Annotated in this window: 16 protein-coding genes and 4 tRNA genes; 3 read left to right on the top strand and 17 right to left on the bottom strand. The window is 44.4% G+C overall.

All coding sequences use genetic code 11. The features are described from left to right. Positions 1–118: 118 nt before the first annotated feature. Entirely contained in the window at positions 119–2,815 is a 2,697-nt protein-coding gene (locus FKN05_RS02675; RefSeq protein WP_099612548.1) for an EAL domain-containing protein, read from the bottom strand. A 551-nt stretch (positions 2,816–3,366) separates the two neighbouring features. Between FKN05_RS02675 and purT the strand changes: the two genes are divergently transcribed. Then, positions 3,367–4,542, top strand: coding sequence for a formate-dependent phosphoribosylglycinamide formyltransferase (purT, locus tag FKN05_RS02670; RefSeq protein ID WP_099612549.1), 1,176 nt, complete (start codon positions 3,367–3,369; stop codon positions 4,540–4,542). Positions 4,543–4,614: 72 nt separating this feature from the next. Here the strand turns inward: purT and FKN05_RS02665 are convergent, their stop codons facing one another. Then, the gene (locus FKN05_RS02665; RefSeq protein ID WP_099612550.1) at positions 4,615–5,262 is read right to left on the bottom strand and encodes a thiopurine S-methyltransferase; all 648 of its coding nucleotides are present in this window, start codon (positions 5,260–5,262) and stop codon (positions 4,615–4,617) included. A gap of 312 nt (positions 5,263–5,574) precedes the next feature. On the opposite strand from FKN05_RS02665, the gene FKN05_RS02660 reads away from it, so the two are divergent. Then, positions 5,575–6,354: a RelA/SpoT domain-containing protein gene (locus FKN05_RS02660; protein ID WP_170886849.1), complete on the top strand. Its 780-nt coding sequence runs from the start codon at positions 5,575–5,577 to the stop codon at positions 6,352–6,354. 103 nt (positions 6,355–6,457) lie between these two features. Here the strand turns inward: FKN05_RS02660 and ihfA are convergent, their stop codons facing one another. The 9 genes from ihfA to FKN05_RS02615 all read right to left on the bottom strand — a co-directional run bounded on the left by ihfA (position 6,458) and on the right by FKN05_RS02615 (position 15,241). Next, the gene (gene ihfA, locus FKN05_RS02655) at positions 6,458–6,754 is read right to left on the bottom strand and encodes an integration host factor subunit alpha (RefSeq protein ID WP_099612551.1); all 297 of its coding nucleotides are present in this window, start codon (positions 6,752–6,754) and stop codon (positions 6,458–6,460) included. A 457-nt stretch (positions 6,755–7,211) separates the two neighbouring features. Beyond that, positions 7,212–9,599 (bottom strand): phenylalanine--tRNA ligase subunit beta, encoded by a 2,388-nt coding sequence (gene pheT / locus FKN05_RS02650; protein ID WP_099612553.1) that lies wholly within the window; start codon positions 9,597–9,599, stop codon positions 7,212–7,214. A gap of 18 nt (positions 9,600–9,617) precedes the next feature. Continuing rightward, the gene (gene pheS, locus FKN05_RS02645) at positions 9,618–10,601 is read right to left on the bottom strand and encodes a phenylalanine--tRNA ligase subunit alpha (protein ID WP_099612554.1); all 984 of its coding nucleotides are present in this window, start codon (positions 10,599–10,601) and stop codon (positions 9,618–9,620) included. Between the two features lie 182 nt (positions 10,602–10,783). Further along, positions 10,784–11,914 carry a GGDEF domain-containing protein gene (locus FKN05_RS02640; RefSeq protein ID WP_170886847.1) on the bottom strand — a complete coding sequence of 377 codons (1,131 nt, stop codon included), beginning with the start codon at positions 11,912–11,914 and terminating at the stop codon, positions 10,784–10,786. A gap of 376 nt (positions 11,915–12,290) precedes the next feature. After that, positions 12,291–12,366 (bottom strand) — tRNA-Gly (locus FKN05_RS02635). A gap of 37 nt (positions 12,367–12,403) precedes the next feature. After that, positions 12,404–12,490 (bottom strand) — tRNA-Leu (locus FKN05_RS02630). A 48-nt stretch (positions 12,491–12,538) separates the two neighbouring features. Continuing rightward, positions 12,539–12,614, bottom strand: a tRNA-Gly gene (locus FKN05_RS02625). Positions 12,615–12,616: 2 nt separating this feature from the next. Then, a tRNA-Cys gene (locus tag FKN05_RS02620) sits at positions 12,617–12,690 on the bottom strand. A gap of 322 nt (positions 12,691–13,012) precedes the next feature. Then, a complete protein-coding gene (locus FKN05_RS02615) occupies positions 13,013–15,241 on the bottom strand; it encodes an NADP-dependent isocitrate dehydrogenase (RefSeq protein ID WP_161427725.1) in 2,229 nt (742 codons plus the stop codon). 306 nt (positions 15,242–15,547) lie between these two features. Between FKN05_RS02615 and FKN05_RS02610 the strand changes: the two genes are divergently transcribed. After that, positions 15,548–16,252 (top strand): pseudouridine synthase, encoded by a 705-nt coding sequence (locus FKN05_RS02610; RefSeq protein ID WP_099612557.1) that lies wholly within the window; start codon positions 15,548–15,550, stop codon positions 16,250–16,252. A gap of 53 nt (positions 16,253–16,305) precedes the next feature. On the opposite strand, the gene hisIE is transcribed toward FKN05_RS02610, so the two are convergent. The 6 genes from hisIE to hisC are packed head-to-tail and all read right to left on the bottom strand — an operon-like array spanning position 16,306 to position 21,251. Further along, positions 16,306–16,941, bottom strand: coding sequence for a bifunctional phosphoribosyl-AMP cyclohydrolase/phosphoribosyl-ATP diphosphatase HisIE (hisIE, locus tag FKN05_RS02605; protein WP_170886845.1), 636 nt, complete (start codon positions 16,939–16,941; stop codon positions 16,306–16,308). Then, positions 16,938–17,711: an imidazole glycerol phosphate synthase subunit HisF gene (gene hisF, locus FKN05_RS02600; protein ID WP_099612558.1), complete on the bottom strand. Its 774-nt coding sequence runs from the start codon at positions 17,709–17,711 to the stop codon at positions 16,938–16,940. The genes hisIE and hisF overlap by 4 nt, the downstream gene beginning before the upstream one ends. Then, the gene (gene hisA / locus FKN05_RS02595) at positions 17,693–18,430 is read right to left on the bottom strand and encodes a 1-(5-phosphoribosyl)-5-[(5-phosphoribosylamino)methylideneamino]imidazole-4-carboxamide isomerase (protein WP_099612559.1); all 738 of its coding nucleotides are present in this window, start codon (positions 18,428–18,430) and stop codon (positions 17,693–17,695) included. The genes hisF and hisA overlap by 19 nt, the downstream gene beginning before the upstream one ends. Positions 18,431–18,477: 47 nt before the next feature. Then, positions 18,478–19,089: an imidazole glycerol phosphate synthase subunit HisH gene (hisH, locus tag FKN05_RS02590; RefSeq protein WP_161427727.1), complete on the bottom strand. Its 612-nt coding sequence runs from the start codon at positions 19,087–19,089 to the stop codon at positions 18,478–18,480. Next, positions 19,089–20,162: a bifunctional histidinol-phosphatase/imidazoleglycerol-phosphate dehydratase HisB gene (hisB, locus tag FKN05_RS02585; protein ID WP_099612667.1), complete on the bottom strand. Its 1,074-nt coding sequence runs from the start codon at positions 20,160–20,162 to the stop codon at positions 19,089–19,091. The genes hisH and hisB overlap by 1 nt, the downstream gene beginning before the upstream one ends. 48 nt (positions 20,163–20,210) lie before the next feature. Then, positions 20,211–21,251, bottom strand: coding sequence for a histidinol-phosphate transaminase (gene hisC / locus FKN05_RS02580; protein WP_161427728.1), 1,041 nt, complete (start codon positions 21,249–21,251; stop codon positions 20,211–20,213).

The following is a 21,251-nucleotide window of genomic DNA, read 5'->3' as shown; positions in this document are numbered from 1 at the left end:
GAAAGGTAGAGTCGAGCTGACGAAACAAGAGCGGATTCAAACGACCGGCTGATGTTATCCATGGCGTAATCGCTTAGGATCTGTTGATATTAGTTCTAATACAAAACAGAGCGTGGCGTTAATTTAAGGGGAATTGTTTAAAAGCTTGCTCTTTACTCATTGGTTTATAAAAATAGTAACCTTGAATTTCATCAATATTCCAAGCGGTTAATGTTCTCAGTTGTGATACACTTTCAATCCCTTCTGCCACGGTCGTCATGCCGAGTTCTTGTGCCATATGGATAATATTTCTGATGATACTTTGGGCCTTACTGTTAGTTTCTAAACCATCAATATAAGATTTGTCTAATTTCACAATATCTAATGGGAAATTACAAAGCGAACTAAACGACGAATATCCGGTACCAAAATCATCGAGTGCGAGTTGAACTCCTAAGGCTTTAATGGTTTTCATCCGATGAATGATATCGTCTTCCGCTCCTAATAAAATACTTTCCGTCAATTCAAGAACCAACTGGCCAGGAAGCAATTGATAAGCCTCGATCGCTTTTTGGAGTGTTTCGACCAAGCTGTTATGGTGAAAATGTGGGCTAGATATATTGACATGAATCGTTAAACGCGATGAAGGGGTTTGGCCCATCCGTTGAAAGTGTTGGATAAATTGACACGCTTTATCAATAATTTGCTCACCCAATTCGACGACCAATTTGCGCTGCTCGGCTAACGGAATAAATACTGCTGGCGAGATCATACCTAAGGTCGGATGCCTCCAACGTGCCAATGCCTCAAAACCAATTAATTGCTCAGTAGACGCTTTGACTATCGGCTGATAATGTACGGTAATTTCACCATTTTTTAATGCCGATATAATATCTCGATTAAGCACTAATAGCTCTTGCGCGCGGGTAAAATGTTCAGGTTTAACCTTAACGACGGATGAGTAGGCACTAGAGCCATGCGTGACTGCATAAAACCCAGTATGTGATAAATTTTCAAAGCTCTCAAAATCCATGGCGGAAGATAATAGCGCGCCTTTCAAACCTATTTCACATTCAATATCTTCTAAGGTGATCTTTTGCCGATATTCCATTAATATCCGGCCACCTTCCGTTTCTAAATACTGAATTGGCTCCTCAGCACAAATCATAAACTCTTGTTCGCTAATTCGGCCAATTTCCAGCTCTGGGAAAAACTGTTTCAACGTTGTCGCTAAATGCTGCACTAGCCGATCGTAGTAATCATGGCCATAGACTTCATCGATCTCTTTTAAGCGTGAAGCATACAGATACAATACATTAAACGGAGGCCCTTGCTGCTGAATACGTTGATGAATTCGCTGGATGAAAGTTTGTCTATTCAGCAAACCAGAAACAGGATCTCGCTGCTTTAGGGTTTCAATGATTTCCGCCTGGCGTTTTTGTTCACTGATGTCTTTTATCGATAATAGGACAGATGTATTTTCGTCATCGTCTAGCAACGCAGCTTCAACAGAGCAAGCAATGTCTGTTCCGTCGTAACGCTTCAGGATCGTTTCAAAATGGCATTGCGCTTGATTTATTGATTGGTATAGCGGCTCTATCCCACACTGTTCTGTTTCGCAGCCACAAATGGTACTCAATGGCTGGCCAATCAGCTTGTCACGTTGATAACCCAGTAAAATCAGCACGGTTGGACTGGCATCGACAATCACTTTATCAGTCAACAAAATCATCCCGACGCTATGACTATGATAAAGCGCGTCAAATTTTTGTAAGGTTTCTTGTAGCTTTTCTTCTGTTTGCGAAGAAGCATGGGCTAGTGTTTTTACCCATTGCGTAATACGGTCAAACTCGTCGGTATGTCGGCTTCTTTTGGGGGCCTCAACGGTACTCAGTAAATTTTTCATGCCTTTTTCGAAGTAGCTAAAGCGTCGACTCACTGTGACCCAAAAAATACCGTACATAATGCAGGCAATTGCGCTCGTGACGATGAGCATCACTACAATGAGTAAAATAAACACACTTTTCGCCCGCTGAAAGTAAATTCTCGGTTCAGTGGTTTTTAAAATCGCGATAGTATTATTGAGACGGTCCGTGATGAAGCTGTGATGAGTCAAATGTTGGCCCGTGCGTTCAATCAGGCCGTGATCATGCTCATTTTGTTGAGGCGATAACCAAAACGAGAGACTTTGATCGTCGATTAATAGTTGATTATCGGCCATTAAAATTCCCTCATAATGCTGAGGAAAACGATTTGTTAAGTTTTGCCCCCATAGCATCCAACCGACCGATTCAGTATTGCCTTCACTGTTTCTTACCGCCGTCAAGCTGACCACCCATAACTGTTGATCGATTCGAACTAAGCTTGCCATACTGGTTTTTTTAGCATCTGGCTGAGTGTTCATGTGTTGCAAATAAGAAGAGATAGCCTGCGCTTGCAATAACATTTCAGCTTGTTTTGCCCCATCATTGGTTTGATTATAGGCCAGCATCAAGGAGTAATTAGGCCGAATAAAAGCCATCAAATCTAAGCTCAGGGCACTTAATCCCTCTGGAGTTAAGTTTCGTTCAGCATACCCGGGATCTTGGTCGGTTAGCAGCCTATAGGACTCATCCCAATATGCCCAATCATAGGATGTATCTTCTTGCCTTTGAACTAAAGACTCAATCACCGATAAAGCTTGATGACTAGCGCGATGCACTTCTATGTTCTCTAACTCATCAAGGCTATAGAGAAAAAAATACCGCGTCAGCAATAAGCTACTCAGGACAACACCGATTAATCCAAGCGCGAATAGCAACGCGGTTTTAATTTCTAAGTTAATCATTCGAAGCATTGCGGAGAACTCATCAACGTTATCGTTATGAGTACGATACTAGTGGTTAAGGCGAATAAATAACATGATCTTATTCATACATATATTATCAGTACTGATACGTTGTCCATTTTATGACCTCACAGGTAGAAAAATACGCTGAGCCCCACTTCATCAGCTTTATAAGAATTTGAGCCCTATAAGAGCTGGTTTATTTTTCAAATACCAAATTAGCTTCGACTTACCAGTATTCTGGCGATTATTGACGCATTAAGTTTGACGACACTCAAAGGCAAACGTTTTCTTTTTTTTATCTTTCCAGTATGATCGCCGCTGTTTTCGCTCTCAAGATAGTGAAGTCTTCCAGTGATTAAGCCCATGATAGAGACTTCACTTTGTACTGAAACAACTTGACGTTGCCGATAAGCAACAAATGAGTGACAAGAGTCATCTGACACAAATTTGCACCGCTCTCACCATCCCTATGAGCATCGGTACAGCGTGTGATTGAACCAATACCACAGCAACTTTAAGTGGCAAGGGTATTAATGCATAACTAATAAGGATTCTTTATGTTGGGAACAGCAACGCTCAATAGTGCAACCCGCGTTCTTCTACTTGGCTCTGGAGAGTTAGGAAAAGAAGTGGCTATCGAATGTCAACGACTAGGTTTAGAAGTGATTGCTTGTGATCGCTACGCCAATGCGCCTGCGATGCAAGTTGCACACCGTAGCCATGTGTTCGATATGCTCAACCCTCAAGCATTACAACAAATTATTGAGCTAGAAAAACCGCATTACATCGTTCCAGAAGTAGAAGCTATCGCAACAGCGAAACTACTTGAGCTGGAAGCACAAGGCATGACCATTGTGCCTAATGCTCATGCCATCTGCTTAACCATGAACCGAGAAGGGATCCGTCGCCTAGCGGCTGAGCAACTTGCTCTACCAACCTCGCCTTACCAATTCGCTGACCATTACACTGAGTTTGTCGCTGCAATAGAGCAGGTCGGTTTACCTTGTGTATGTAAACCGATAATGAGTTCATCAGGTAAAGGACAAAGCATCATCAAAACCCCTGAAGACATCGAAGCCGCGTGGCAATATGCTCAAGCCGGAGGGCGTAGCGGTGCAGGCCGGGTCATTGTTGAAGGATTTATCGATTTTGATTATGAAATTACATTGCTCACCGTTCGAGCCAGTGATGGCATACACTTCTGTGCCCCTATCGGTCATCGACAAGAACAGGGCGATTATCGTGAATCTTGGCAACCACAAAAGATGTCAGAAAATGCTTTAAAAGCCGCTGAATACGTCGCTGAAGAGATTGTTAATGCGCTGGGAGGTTACGGAATTTTTGGTGTTGAGCTGTTTATTAAAGGCGACCAAGTCATTTTTAATGAAGTCTCCCCTCGCCCGCATGATACCGGCATGGTCACACTAATTTCACAAGATCTTTCTGAATTTGCACTGCATGTGCGTGCGTTTCTTGGTTTACCGGTCGGAAGCATTATTCAATATGGCCCATCGGCATCTGCTGCGCTACTCGGTCAGGGAACCGCCAATGATATCAAGTTTTCAGGTATCGAGGAGGCCTTGAGTATTCCAACCGCTCAGCTTCGCTTATTTGCAAAACCGGATATTGATGGACGACGTCGCTTAGGGGTTATTTTAACCAGAGGCAAAGACACCACACAAGCAACTGATCGAGCTATTGAGAGTGTCAAATCAGTTAAAATCCATTATTAGATCAACCGATTGTCTATACCCAAGTCGGTGTGCTGACTTGGGTATCATGATCTTATCCGGTGAGGGCTTCTCTTAACGCTCGATTAGCCATACCTCTTCGGCAAAACGACTGAGCCCTTTTTTAGCCCGTTTTGGATGCTGTGCTCCTAACTCATCCCTATGCAATTGAGTCACAGAAAGCCCAGTAAACAATCGGCGAATCGCTTTTTCGGTTACACTAAATGGTGGGCCAGTGAGTTCATTTTGCGGATAATCTAAGGTCACCAATAAAATCCGTCCACCTGGATTTAATAAAGAAAGTAGCCGATTCGCATACTCATTCCACATACTTTCAGGTAGCGCAACCAGAGCCGCACGATCATAAATAATATCAACAGGATGAATAGGCGCAGTAAAAATATCGCCCGTGTACAGGCAAATTTCATCAAACTGATAACACGTATGCTGAGCCGATAATTCGGTCACTAGCGGCGTGTATAAATGTTCGGCAAAAAAAGCACGAACGGCAATGGGGCTCAGTTCAACGCCTTGAACACTATCATGCTGTTCAGCTAACCATACCAAATCTTCACTTTTACCACATAGCGGAAGCAATACGGTATCGTGACGTTTAGGTTTCACCATCGGCCAATATTTCATCAACAATGGATTAACTTCCATGAGGTGAAATCCAATTTGATTCGCCGCCCATTTATTATGCCAAAATTCGAAATCGATCATTACAACGCTTTAAGAACCGAAAAGCGTTAGCATAACTCAACCTCGCCAATGAATGCCAGTTACACTCAAATTCATCTTTTGTTACATCCGCAGCGGGAACTAATTTTATGTTTAAGTTTCATAGTATTATCGACCATCAAGCCCGTTAAGGTAATTAGTGTGATCAACCACTCACTATATAGAAATGGAGGAGTCAACACATTGAGTTTGCACTCTTAGCCCCAATACTTTATCTAGGTAACAGCCTTTTGTTGGATTAGGATTCTTTTAGGTTTCACTTTTGACCTAAGCAACATCTGTTAAGGAGAGTGAATGAGTCTATTGCTGAGAACCACTGCGCTCATGCTACTAACGCTAAGCCGAGCGCCAGCTTTGGCCGCCGCCATTCCGGTTATCAATTCATCCCCGCAGGAGCCACAAGGAGAGTACCAAAATCAAATTAATGCTCAACGATTCAAACATAGCTTAAGTGGCCTATACGGCATTCAATCAACCCACGATAACGTATTACAACCGTACGATGATTTTGATGTGCTCTACAGCAAAGCGCACCAAGCTCAGCATGAACTTGAAACCCTGTGTAAAAGTACTGCAATGCTGACATCAACACACTCTCTCTTCGGCGGTGTTAAATCTCAGCATCGAGCCAGAGAAAAAGTCGCGCTGGAACTCGGCGGACAAGCCGCACGAATTACTGACCTTGCGCGTGCCACCATCATCGCCGATGATGTACCAAGCTTAGTCGAGGCCTATGAAGCATTAGGCCGTGAAGCAAGCATTGTGAAGGTAAAAAATCGATTTAAATCACCCGCACCATCTGGTTACCGTGATCTCAATGTTTTGGTTGAGTTACCAAAAACAAAAATCATTGCTGAAGTGCAGTTTCATCTTAAAGCCATTGCTGATGTAAAAAGTGGCCCAGAACATGTTTTGTATGAACAAATTCAACGCATAGAACGTAAAGCCATCCATGAGCAACGATCGCTCAATGGTTGGGAAACCGCAAAAATCAATCGTTTTCGCAACGAGTCGCTTCGTCTATATCAACAAGCATGGTTACCCTATATTACAACGCATATACAAGCGGCGTAGCTAACTGACTGACTTCCGAAACAGACTTACGCCGTGAACATGAAATAGCGCTTCACAAACAAAAAAAGGCCACAGTAATTTGTGGCTTTTTTATTGTTGTGCGTTATTTTCCGATTTGGATGTTCTCAACACGGGCTTTTAACTTTTGTCCTGGGCGGAACGTGACAACACGTCGAGCAGTGATTGGAATATCCTCTCCCGTTTTCGGGTTTCGACCTGGTCGCTCATTTTTATCACGTAGATCAAAATTACCAAAACCGGACAGTTTAACCTGTTCGCCGCTTTCTAGTGCTTTACGAATCTCTTCAAAAAACACTTCCACCGTATCTTTGGCATCCCGTTTACTAAATCCTAGATTTTCGAACAGGTTTTCAGCCAAATCGGCTTTTGTAAGCGCCATAAACTTTCCTCAAAGCTAGGTTTAACCTTGCTGCTTTAAGCAGCACCACAGTGATTTTTGCTCAGCCAATCAAAGACATATCGGCTTTAAACAAAAGTGTATGCCAACCTTATGATTTTCGCCAACTTTTTTATTTTATTAACGAACTGACACATATTCAACGGGTTGAATTTTCACGCTTTAAAATTGATAAAATTAAAAATAAAAACACAATGAAAGACAAAAATCAGCATAAAATATTAAAAGTATATATTTTTTTACTCTTTAATTCTAATTGTGAAATTTCCAATCTATTTGATCTTTGTCAGTAATAAAACAAGAATAAGCTGAAAAATCATAAGCTTGCTAATGCTAATTGTATACCGAAAATCGACAGAAGTCATCGCGGATAAAAAAAGAGCAAGGACATTCCCCTGCTCTTTTATCTCATCATCAATGCTCGACCAAGAATTAGACTTTAATCACGTAATGTGGCGGAGAATTGATCAGCAATGACTTTAACGATATTTTCAACCGCCGCAGCAATATCAACCTCTTCTAAGGTTCGCTCTGATGATTGAAGCGTTAAGGCAATGGCCAAACTTTTCTTCCCTTCCGCAACGCCTTTGCCAACATAAACGTCAAACAGTTTGGCTTCTTTGAGTAACTCACCACCCGCGATTCGGCATGCCGCCACAATATCACCAGAAGCAACCGTTTGATCCACCACAACGGCAATATCTCGACGGTTTGAAGGGAATTTAGATAGCGCTACCGCTTCAGGAATCACTTTGCTATTGATCGCAGACCATTCGATTTCAAACACCAGAGTACGGCCATTGAGACCAAACTTGCGCTCTAGTTCAGGGTGAACCGTACCGATCACACCAATTTGTTTGCCATCTAACATGATCGCGGCAGACTGACCTGGATGAAGCGCCGGGTGCTTCATTGCTGCAAAACTGTATGCTTTGCCATTTGCCGTCAGTTCTAAAATGGCTTCTACATCCCCTTTGAGGTCGAAGAAATCCACCGTTGCTGTTTCGAGATTCCAGTGCTCTTCACTACGAGTTCCAGAAATAACACCTGCTAACATTGGCTCTTGACGCATACCGTTTTCAGCAGCTTGATCGGGAATAAAGCGTAGACCGTATTCGAACAAGCGAACACGAGGTTGCTGACGTTTTTGGTTATGAACCACGGTGTTCAGCAACCCTTGAATCAAACTCAAACGCATGGCAGACATGTCTGCTGAGATTGGGTTTGGCAGGATCAAGGGCTCAACCTCTGGTACGATCAATTTTTGTTGTTCTGGCTCAACGAAACTATAAGTAATCGCTTCGTGGTAACCACGATCAACTAGCAGATCACGAACGCGTTTCAGAGGTAGGTTCGCTTCTTTATGCAGGTTCATATTGAGCGCAGCCGCTGGCGCTTGATTTGGAATGTTGTCATAACCATAAATACGGCCTACTTCTTCCACCAGATCTTGCTCGATTGCGATGTCAAAACGCCAAGTTGGCGCGGTTGCTGCCCAGCCTTCAGCCGTTGTTTCAACACGCATACCCAAACGCTGTAGGATTTCAACCACGTCCGTATCCGCGATATGGTGACCAAGTAGGTTATCGAGTTTAATTCGGCGTAGTGCCACCGTATTCGGTTTGGGCAGATCCGCATCAGATTCTGCCACTACGACTGGCGCAACATCACCGCCACAGATATCGATCAGAAGCTGAGTGGCCCGTTCCATTGCAGCGTATTGCAGTGCGTAATCGACGCCACGTTCAAAGCGCATTGATGAATCGGTATGTAAACCATAACGACGAGCACGCCCACGGATATGATCCGGTGCGAAAAATGCACATTCGAGCAACACGTCTTTTGTTTCACTGTTTACACCGGAGTGCTCACCACCAAAGATACCCGCGATCGCCAGCGCTTTAGTCTGGTCAGCAATAATCAGCGTATCGGCATTCAGTTCTGCTTGGTTGCCATCCAGTAGGGTCAATTTCTCGCCTTGTTCAGCCAAGCGCACCACGATACCGCCTTCGATTTTCGCCAGATCAAACGCATGCATGGGCTGACCTTGCTCAAGCATGACGTAATTGGTGATATCAACAATCGGATCGATCGAGCGAATACCACAACGGCGCAGTTTTTCTTGCATCCACAACGGTGTTTTTGCTTGAACATTGACGTTCTTCACAATACGGCCGAGGTAACGAGGACACGCAGCGGGTGCTTTTACTTCGATAGCTATGTGGGCATCAATCGTTGATGCCACCGGTGACACCATCGGTTCCGTCACGTCAGCTCGATTCAACACGCCTACTTCACGCGCCATACCACGCAGGCTGAAACAGTCTGCGCGGTTTGATGTCAGGTCAACATCGATGGTGACGTCATCCAGAGCCAGAAACTCACGGAAATCAGTACCGATAACGGCGTCTTCCGCCAGCTCCATAATGCCGTTGGATTCAATATCAATACCCAGTTCAGAGAAAGAGCACAGCATGCCGTGTGAAGGCTGGCCACGCAGCTTCGCTTTTTTAATTTTGAAATCACCTGGTAGAACCGCGCCAACCGTCGCAACCGCGACTTTCAGGCCCTGGCGGCAATTGGGTGCTCCGCACACGATGTCGAGCAGTTCTTCTTCGCCCACATCCACTTTTGTTACACGCAGTTTGTCTGCATCTGGATGTTGACCACATTCCACAACGTGACCGACTTTTACGCCAGTAAACGTGCCCGCAACCGGAAGAACATCATCAACTTCCAAACCGGCCATAGTAATTTGGTGGGTAAGCTCGTCGGTGGTAACCGCTGGGTTAACCCACTCACGAAGCCAAGATTCGCTAAATTTCATTGTGATTAAACCTCTGGATTACTTGAACTGTTTTAGGAAACGAAGATCGTTTTCGAAGAACGCACGTAAGTCGTTCACACCGTAACGAAGCATGGTCAAACGCTCGACACCCATTCCGAATGCGAAACCAGAGTATTTTTCAGGATCGATCCCTACACTGCGCAGCACATTTGGATGCACCATACCGCAGCCCAGTACTTCGAGCCATTTACCGTTCTTACCTTTCACGTCGACTTCGGCTGAAGGCTCTGTGAATGGGAAATAAGAGGGACGGAAACGCACTTCCAAGTCTTCTTCGAAGAAATTACACAAGAAGTCGTGCAGAATGCCTTTCAACTGAGCAAAGTTGACGTTTTCATCCACCAGCATGCCTTCCACTTGATGGAACATTGGCGTGTGTGTTTGGTCGTAATCGTTACGGTAAACACGGCCAGGAGCAATAAAACGTAGTGGTGGCTGGCTCTCTTCCATAGTCCGTATTTGTACGCCAGAGGTGTGAGTACGTAGCATCAGCTTTGGATTAAAAAAGAAGGTATCATGATCCGTCCGCGCAGGGTGATCATCTGCGATGTTCAGCGCATCGAAGTTATGGAAATCGTCTTCGATTTCAGGGCCAGACTCAACGGTAAAGCCCAGTTCACCAAAGAAGCTTTCAATACGCTCGATGGTACGGGTTACAGGGTGTAAACCGCCGTTTTCGATACGACGTCCAGGTAACGTGACATCAATAGTTTCAGCCGCTAACTTCGCTTCAAGCTCTGCACGTTGTAGGTTATCTTTGCGCGCTGCGATGGATTTTTGAACTGTTTCTTTTGCGACGTTAATCTCTTGGCCTGCCGCGCGACGCTCTTCTGGCGGTAATTTGCCTAGACTTTGTAGTTGAGCCGTTAGCTCACCTTTTTTGCCCAGATATTGAACACGCACTTCATCCAGTGCGACTAACGATTCGGCTGCATTAATCGCTGCGGTCGCGTTAGCAATAATCTCTTGTAGATGTTGCATTGTATCCTCGTCTGCTTATCAGCAGTATCCTTAAGGAGCCCGAAAGGGAATAAGGGATTCTTGGTTTTTAAGTAGCTGTACATAGTAACGAAAGCCGCTGTCAAAGCCAAACTGAAATCGCGCCCTAGAATACTTTCACGCAAACCTGAAACAACGATGTTCCATCTTTATAACAATTCTATCTAGCCTGGCTCGTTTTTTACTTGAAATTGAGCCGTACTGATTTGATTTTTTCCACTTCGTTTCGCTTGGTATACGGCATTGTCTGCCAATTTAATCAGTTGATGGTAGCTTGTCATCTGTTGATGTGATTGTGCAACTCCGACACTAATACTCGCTTGCCAGAGGCCATGTTCCGTCTCAATAGTAAGGCAGTTAACGGCTTGGCGGGTAAATTCGGCGACGTTGATCCCTCCTGCTAAATCGGTATTCGGACAAATCACTAAAAATTCATCCCCCCCAAGGCGAGCAACTAGATCATCACTACGAAATGAATGCTGTAATGTTTGAGCTAACTCAATGAGTATGCTGTCACCAACATCATGACCACACGTATCATTTACTTGCTTAAAATCATCCACATCAATCATGATACAAACCAGCGGTAAATGATGCTGTTTTGCGTCGTCCCAATAAACTTGTAGCTGACGTAATGCTTTCCGTCTATTAGGGAGTTTGGTTAGGCTATCCGTAGTAGATAAGGCCTCTAGTTGTTGGTTCGCTTTAAGCAATTGTTGTGTACGTTGCTCAACGGTATCTTCTAAACATTGGTTGAGTTTTACGAGTGCTCGGTTACGCTCTGAAACTAATTCAAATAATCCACTCAATGCGTTAAGTAATGGTTCTGTGGCACTTTCATGCTCACGCTCTTCTTGATCATAGGCTTGTTGAGGCGTCATACCTTGTTCGATCGCTTTGATTTGACGTGCCATATTTTGATCAATACCTAAAATATGATACGCCAGCCAGTGAATCAAAAATTCAAACAATTGCACCGCGGGTTTTTCGTCAGCTTCACTCAGGAAGGCCTGCATACTGACCAGTTCGGCCATAAATGTACGGTGTACTTGTATATGCTCAGTCAAATGAGCGTCCGCAATACCGCTCGTACGCATCAGCATTTCTTCTTCTTTAAAGTGAAATTCCGCATAGCGAGAGAGTTCAAACAGAGCCACACGTACATCGCTAAGGGCAACATTATTTTCTGACAGCAATGCGCCATATTGATTGATAAAGTTCACCAGATATTGATGCTGTTGATCAACCTCGTGAATCCCTGTTTCAAAATATCGATCCCACTGGAATGACTGCATATTTATCAAAAGCCTATTTGAATGCCATTATATCGTAATCCGAAATGAACAATGCGCGACCAACTGCAAACGCTCGTTTATTTATTTCATCTCGTTTATTTCCTGTATTCCGCTTCTTTACTTCATATAGCGTCATACAGTGCCAAACGGTATTACTTAAGTATAAACATAACTTTATCAAAGGGCATGCTCTGTGCCTACGCAACACTCACTAAATGAGATGCTGAACAAAAAGTGCCATGGTTATGGTTATGGTTATGGTTAAGCGATAGATTGAAAGCATATCAAGTTACGCTTAATAAACTCTCTGAGTCCGGTATTCAAAAATTCTAGACAACAAAAAGTCCGATCATTTCTGATCGGGCTTTTTGTTATTTGGAGCGACACACGAGGTTCGAACTCGTGACCTCAACCTTGGCAAGGTTGCGCTCTACCAACTGAGCTAGTGTCGCATTAAGCAGGTAAGGCTATTACCTTGCTCTTTATAAATGGTGCCCCGGGCCGGACTTGAACCGGCACGACTCGAAAGTCGAGGGATTTTAAATCCCTTGTGTCTACCAATTTCACCACCAGGGCACACTAATTTTTTAACTTCTGCACCGCTTGCGCCGTGCGAATATAATTTGGAGCGACACACGAGGTTCGAACTCGTGACCTCAACCTTGGCAAGGTTGCGCTCTACCAACTGAGCTAGTGTCGCAATGGAGGCGCGTCCCGGAGTCGAACCGAGGTCCACGGATTTGCAATCCGCTGCATGGCCACTCTGCCAACGCGCCTTCAAGACTCAAACCGCTTGCTTGTTTATCGCGTTGCTCTTGAGTACGGGATGCATTCTACGGATTCGATGCAATGAGTCAATAGAATTTTTTTGCTTTTTAAATCGTTTGACTATTTTGCATTCAAAAACGATTTCTTTGTTCACTTTTATAGCAAAAACTGTCTATTTTTCCTCAAGATACCTGACAACGCGACCTAAATTAATTTATGTAAGCGCTACCATCATCAACAACGGCTTTTTTTGTGTATGTATCGCTTTTTAATTTATGTAATAAAAGTAGGCTAAGCCACCCGATTATCTGTGTACTTAGCCACTCATCATTACGCTCGGTCGATGATGCGATTGAGGGTCTGACTTGGACGCATTAACGCTGAGACTTTCTCAAACACAGGTACGTAGTACCCACCAAGATCTCCCGGTTTGCCTTGCGCTTCGTTAAGCTCTTGAATGATCTGCGCTTCTTGATCGCTCAGTTGTTTAGCTATGGGAGTAAACTCTGCAGCCAACTCAGCATCTTGTGTTTGTTCTGCTAATGCTTGCGCCCAATAAGTGGCAAGATAATAGTGGCTACCACGGTTATCCAGCTCTCCCACTTTACGTGAAGGTGATTTGTTATTGTCTAAGAATTTACCCGTTGCTTGATCGAGCGCATCGGCTAACACTTGGGCCTTCCGATTGCCAGAAACAATACTGAGATGCTCTAAAGAGGCAGCTAAAGCCAAGAATTCGCCTAATGAATCCCAGCGTAAGTGATTCTCTTTTTGGACTTGTTGGACATGTTTGGGTGCTGAGCCCCCCGCTCCAGTTTCAAACAAACCACCACCATTCATTAATGGAACGATAGAAAGCATTTTTGCCGACGTTCCCAATTCAAGGATGGGAAAGAGATCAGTCAGGTAATCACGTAATACGTTCCCCGTGACAGAAATCGTATCTTTGCCTTCTTTCATACGAGCCAAGGTGTACAAGGTCGCATCGACAGGAGACAAAATCTGTATCTCTAAACCCGTCGTATCGTGATCGGGTAAATACTGATTTACTTTTTTAATCAGTTCCGCATCGTGAGCACGAGCACTATCTAGCCAGAAAATAGCGGGAACGCCCGTTGCACGAGCGCGGTTGACTGCCAACTTAACCCAATCTTGGATCGGCGCATCTTTTACCTGACACATACGGAAGATATCTCCCGCTTCTACCGATTGTTCTAAAAGTACTTTGCCGGTGCTATCGATCACGCGCACCACACCCTCAGCGTCGATAATGAAGGTTTTATCATGTGAACCATACTCTTCTGCTTTTTGTGCCATTAATCCCACGTTTGGCACACTACCCATTGTAGTGGGATCAAAAGCGCCATGCTCTCGACAAAAATCGATCACGGCTTGATAAACCCCTGAGTAGCAACGATCGGGAATCATCGCTTTAGTATCTTTTTGCTTACCGTCTGGCCCCCACATCTGTCCTGATGAACGGATCATCGCTGGCATTGAGGCATCGACAATGATGTCACTAGGTACATGCAGGTTGGTAATTCCACGATCAGAATCGACCATTGCCAATGCGGGCTGTGTCGCATACACCGCTTGAATCGCTGACTCAATTTCTTCACGTTGAGCTTCTGGTAATGTTTGAATTTTCGCATACACATCGCCAAGCCCGTTGTTCACATCAACGCCTAACTGGTCAAATAAATCGCCATATTTCGCGAATACCTCTTGGTAGTATACCTTTACTGCATAGCCGAAAATCACTGGATCTGACACTTTCATCATGGTGGCTTTCATGTGCAAAGAAAGCAGTACATCTTGCTTTTTGGCTTCCGCTATCTCTTTTTCAAAGAATTCAATCAGTGCTTTCTTGCTCATCACACTCGTGTCAATGATCTCTTTATCTAGCAGAGCAAATGGTTTCTTCAATACTTTATTGGTGCCGTCCTTTGCCAAAAATTCAATCGAAACGTCCGTTGCACCATTGATCGTTAACGATTGCTCAGTGCCGAAGAAATCTTTTTCTTGCATACTAGCGACATGTGATTTGGAGTCTTTTGACCACGCTCCCATAGAATGCGGATTTTTCTTGGCATAATTTTTCACTGAAGTAGGCGCTCGACGGTCAGAATTACCTTCACGTAACACTGGGTTAACCGCACTGCCTTTGATTTTATCGTAGGTAGCTTTTACTGCTTCTTGTTCATAGGTACTCGGCTCAGCTGGATAATCAGGCAGTGCAAATCCTTTCTCTTGCAACTCTTTAATCGCAGCTTTGAGTTGAGGAATAGAAGCTGAGATGTTGGGTAACTTAATGATATTCGCTTCAGGCGTTTGTGCTAATGCGCCTAATTCAGCAAGTGCATCAGTGACTTTTTGTTCTTCTTTTAAGTGCTCAGGGAAGTTGGCAAGAATACGTCCAGCTAACGAAATATCACGCGTTTCCACATTGATGCCTGACGAAGCTGTAAATGATTGAATAATAGGCAGTAGTGAATAAGTGGCCAAGGCTGGTGCTTCATCGGTAATAGTATAAATAATGGTAGGTTTATCTGTAGACATGAACTTTCCCTATTGTTCTAACAGCACTATGGGATGATAGTGCACTGTGTGAATGTCCGTATACAAATCGGTGCAACATCCCCAATACTTGTATACGATTGTCTCACTCTTTCTAATCTCGGCACTTATCACCGAGTGTGTTCGACTTAGTCCGTGAGTGAAGATCGTTATAATTAAACAAAAGCAAGATAATAGTCTATCATCTTATCCAACAATCCTGTTTTCGGGCGCGCAAATGATAGCCCAAATAAGAAAAAGATAAAACATTCAAACACAAACCATTTACATTTTTGCAAGGTAGTTAACATGTCTTCCCGCTCACCTAGCGCGATTCGCTCCACTTCGTCGTCTAAAAATTCGTCTTATTTAAAACAGAAAAAACGCTCAAGCTCTCTACGCTCTGGGGCATCTTCTCGCTCAAAATCAGATGTAAAAAGAGTGGCGAAAAAACAAACACTCCTTCCTCCGGAGCGACGTAAGGTGATTATTTTTAATAAACCTTATGACACATTAAGCCAATTTACCGATGGTCAAGGCCGACAGACGCTGGCAGATTTTATTCCTATTAAAGAGATATATGCTGCTGGACGATTAGATAGAGACAGTGAGGGCTTAATGATTCTCACCAATGATGGTATTTTACAAGCAAGGCTTACCCAGCCAACCGCTAAGTCCCCGAAAACTTATTGGGTTCAAGTCGAAGGTGAACCAACGGAAGATGATCTCGATAAATTAAGGCTAGGGGTGGAATTGAAAGATGGCCCAACACGCCCAGCACAAGTCGAACGAATCGATGAGCCAAACGTCTGGCAACGAACGCCACCCGTTCGTTTTCGTGCCAATATCCCCACCACTTGGCTAGCAATCACCATTATTGAAGGGCGCAACCGTCAAGTAAGGCGGATGACAGCACATATTGGTTATCCCACCTTACGCCTGATTCGCTATTCTATGGGCAACATAACCCTTGACGAGCTACAACCAGGACAGTGGAAAGAAATTACTATGTAACCATATTGAGAATAACGCATTTAGAATAATGCCCCATCGCTGGGGCGTTATCGTTATTGATGGCGCTCTTTGAGTTTGTCTATCACATCACTCATCGATAACCCTTGATCTTGTAACAAGACCAGTAAGTGATAGATAAGATCCGCTGACTCACAAATCAATTCCGCCTTATCACCCGTCGCCGCCGCAAGCGCGACTTCAACCCCTTCTTCACCCACTTTCTGCGAAATGCGCTTGGTGCCACGCGCATAAAGGCTAGCAGTATAAGAGGACTCTGGATCGGCACTCTTGCGGGCAGCCAATAACTGTTCAAGTTGATGAAGCCAGACCCATTGTGATTCCTCTTGTTCATCGCCATCCCAGCAGGTGGTTGTCCCGGTATGACAAGTGGGGCCAATTGGGTTCACTTTGACTAATAAGGTGTCTTGATCACAATCCAAGGCGATATTTTTCAGTTGTAAAATATGTCCAGACGTTTCGCCTTTGGTCCATAACCGCTGTTTTGAACGTGAATAAAAGGTCACTTGTTCCGTTTCCAACGTTTTTGCCAGCGCTTGCTGATTCATATACCCCATCATCAACACTTGGCTAGACGTAAAATCTTGGATAATTGCTGGGATAAGACCATCAACCTTTTCCCAATTGATTCGGTCTGAGAGCGCCATTGGGCTTTGCGTAGTTCGGCTCATCGTCTTACCTCGATTTGTTGTTGTTTTAAATACTGCTTCAGTTCACCGATATTAATAATCTGTTTATGAAAGACAGAGGCTGCCAGCGCACCATCGACATGGGTTAACTTAAAGGCGTCAGCAAAGTGTTCCATCGCCCCCGCACCACCCGAAGCTATCAGAGGCACTTGGCATACAGCTCGAATCCTCTTCAATTGTTCAAGGTCATACCCATGACGAACCCCGTCTTGGTTCATCATGTTAAGGACAATTTCACCCGCTCCCCGTTTTTGTACCTCTTGAACCCAATCTTGAGTTTGCCACTGTGTCGCTTTGGTCCGCGTTTCATCCCCGGTAAATTGATAAACTTGGTATTGACCCGTTTCTTTATCAAAATAGGAATCGATCCCCACGACAATACATTGCACACCAAATTTATCCGCAAGATCGGTGATCAATTGAGGGTTGGCTAATGCGGGCGAATTAATCGACACTTTATCGGCACCAAACTCTAAAATGCGCGCCGCATCGTCTGCCGATTTGATTCCACCCGCGACACAGAAAGGGATGTCGATCACTTCGGCGACCCGTGATACCCAACTTTTATCGACGACTCGACCATCACTGGATGCGGTAATATCGTAAAAAACCAGCTCATCTGCACCTTCTTCTGCATAGCGTTTAGCCAGCGGTACGATATCACCTATGATTTCATGGTTACGAAACTGAACACCTTTAACGACTTGACCATCACGAACGTCTAGACAGGGAATTATTCGCTTTGCCAGCATGAGAACGCCTCCTGTGCGGTAAACTTACCCTCTAATAGTGCACGACCAACAATAACACCGGCGACTCCACTGCCTTTCAACGCTTCAATGTCTGCTAAGCTGCCGATACCACCAGAAGACTGGAATTGAATTTGTGGATACTGCTGGCATAAATCGACATACAACGCCACATTAGAGCCTGTCAGCGTTCCATCACGAGAAATGTCGGTACACAAAACATGTTGTAGACCCACCGTGAGGTAATCATCCAATAACGCTTCGATGGTCACCCCAGAGTCTTCTTGCCAACCAGAAATAGCAACTTTACGTGAGCCATCACGATCAATATTGATATCCAGTGCAAGAACCATTTTCTCCGCTCCGTATTTTGCCATCCAACCTTTGACTAATTCAGGTTGTTTGACCGCGGTGGAACCAACCACGACACGCTGAGCACCGGCGTTGAGTAAATCAATCACATCTTGTTCACTACGCACGCCACCACCAATTTGAATATTTGCTGGCGTGCTGGCCAAGAGGGTCGCAATCAACGTTAACTGACGAGCTGAGGTGTCTTTTGCACCCGTGAGATCCACTAAATGAAGCCAGTTGGCACCGGCTTGATGATAGAGGTTGAATTGTTCAGCGGGATCAACTTTATATTCGGTCACTTGCCCATAATCTCCCTGATAAAGGCGAACAACCTGACCATCGATTAAATCTAATGCGGGAATAATCATCATTTATCCTTAATGGTGGTTTAGCCTTATCGGCCAAACGACTATCCTTAAAGTTTCAAAAAATTGTCAATTAACTTGGAGCCAGCTTTTGATGAGCGCTCTGGATGAAATTGCACACCATAGTAGTTGCCATGTTGAATTGCCGCACTAAAAGGCTGACCATATTGACACTCTGCAATGGTGTAGTCGCCAACCGGCATGGCAAAACTGTGCACAAAATAGAAGTACTCGCCTTCTTCAATGCCTGCAAATAATGGGTGACCAGACGTTGCAGACACCGTATTCCACCCCATATGGGGTAAAGGCAGGCCCTGTGTTTGCATTCGGCGAACTTCACCGCCGACCAGCCCCAAGCACTCAACCGTTTCTTGGGCTTTTTGTCCCTTCTCTTCTGAGAGCTTGCCCATCAATTGCATGCCAAGGCAAATGCCTAGCAGCGGCTTTTCTACCTGTTTGACTAACTCAATTAAATGGCGCTGCGCCAAGTTATGCATCGCCTCACTGGCGGTTCCTACTCCGGGCAAGAATAGTTTATCTGCAGCTAATACGACCTCTGGATCTTTTGATATTGTGACAGGGTAACCTAAACGCTCAACCGCAAACTTAACAGAAGAGATATTGGCACACCCAGTATCAATAATGACGATCTGTTGAGTCATCACAGCACTCCTTTACTGCTTGGCAATTCATTCCCTTGTACCTGAATGGCTTGGCGAAGTGTACGGCCAAACGCTTTAAATAAACTTTCAATCATGTGGTGATCGTTTTCACCCGCCGTAGAAAGATGTAAGGTACACGCTAAGGTATCCGTCAGAGAACGGAAGAAGTGATAAACCATCTCTGTTGAAAAATCGCCGACTTGTGGACGGCTAAATTCGGCTGAAAATTTTAAATAGGGGCGGCCGGATAAATCTAATGCACACTGTGCCAAACATTCATCCATCGGCAGTGTAAAGCCAAAACGGCCAATACCTCGTTTATCCCCCAGCGCTTCTCTCAATGCCTGTCCAAGAGCCAGTGCAGTATCTTCTACGGTGTGGTGATCATCAATATGCAGGTCACCTTTAACCGTTAATGTCAATTGAAAACCGCCGTGGGTAGCAATTTGATCTAACATGTGGTCAAAAAAGCCCAGCCCCGTTTCAATGTGATTACCACCACTTTGATCAAGATTTACCGCAACCTGAATATCGGTTTCTTTGGTTTTTCGTACCACTTCAGCTTTGCGCTCTTGGATGGTCAAAGCTCTGACAATTTCTGGCCAATTCATAGTCTTAGGATGGTATTGGATCCCTCGAATCGCCATATTTTCAGCCAATTGTAAATCGGTAACACGGTCACCAATCACCGCGGAGTGTTTAAAATCCACTTTGCCACCGTGCAGATATTGTTTGACCAGCCCAAGCTTAGGTTTTCGGCATGAGCAATTTTCTTTTTCAAAATGCGGGCAAATCAAAACCTCATCAAACATAACGCCCTGAGATTGGAAAATTTCCATCATCATGCTATGGGGCGCATCAAAATCTTCTTGAGGGTAGCTTTTTGTTCCTAACCCGTCTTGGTTAGTCACCATCACCAAACGATAACCCGCCTCTTGTAAGGTCAAAAGGCTCGGTATCACATAGGGTTCTAGCTTCAGCTTATCTAAACGATCCACCTGAAAATCAACCGGTGGCTCAACAATTAACGTACCGTCACGGTCAATAAAGAGAATTTTTTGTTGCATGCTCACGAGAATATCCTTTTCTTTTTGATGCAAGCGCATACGCTTGCATCCTATTTATTGATAATAATTACGAATAAAAGCGACGGTCTTTTCACACTCTTCACGGTTGCCGACGGAAATACGTACACAATGCTCAATCGGTGAATTACGTAAAATAATTCCGTGTTCCCAAGCGGCTTGAAACAAGGCATCACCATCAGGAAATTGGACGAGTAGATAATTGCCCCACCCTTCAAACACCGTGATTCCCTCGATCATCTGTAAACCCACTTGTAAGTAAGCGCGATTGGCATTGAGATCCAAGACTTGAAATTTAGCACGTGCTAGCCCAGCTTCTGAAAGTGCTTGCGTTGCGATTTCTGCCACTGGGACAGGAACGGGATAAGGGGCAATAACCTTGAGTAATACATCGATAATCGATCTATTAGCCAACGTAAACCCACAACGTAAACCTGCCAAAGCAAACGCTTTTGACAAGGTACGTAAAATGGCTAAATTAGGGTAATCTACCAGCAGATCCACCGTTGAGGCTTCAGGACAAAAATCGATGTAGGCTTCATCCATCACGACAATGGCGCGATCTTTGGTCATCTCGAGTAGAGCAATAATGTCTTCACGTTTAACTAGGTTGCCCGTTGGATTATTGGGACTACAAACAAACACTAGCTTCACCTTATCAAGGCTGGCTTCAATGCTTGCTAAATCGAGTTGCCAATCTGCCGTCAGGGGAACCGTTTTACGCTCAACCCCAAACGTTTCCGCGCTAATGGCATACATTCCATAAGTCGGTGGACAATATAGAATGGCATCTTGGTTAGGCTCACAAAAAGCACGAATCAGTAATTCAATCCCTTCATCCGCCCCACGAGAAGTTAATACTTGCTGTGGGCTCACCCCTGCATAATCGGCATAAGCTTGAATCAACGCGTTAGGCTGACAATCGCTATAGCGGTTAAGACGAGCAAAATCGGTTTTATATTCATTATCAAAGGGGGACTCATTGGCATTCAACCAGACATCACCACTACCGCCAATACGACGAGCTGAAAGATAAGGCGTTAATGCCTGAACCTGTTTACGAGCTAGTTTTTCCAT

This window comes from Vibrio sp. 1-1(7) (genome assembly GCF_013048485.1).
Classification (GTDB): Bacteria; Pseudomonadota; Gammaproteobacteria; order Enterobacterales; family Vibrionaceae; genus Vibrio; species Vibrio fujianensis.
The sequence above is the reverse complement of the archived record's forward strand: the minus strand, read 5'-3'. Positions and strand labels throughout refer to the sequence as shown.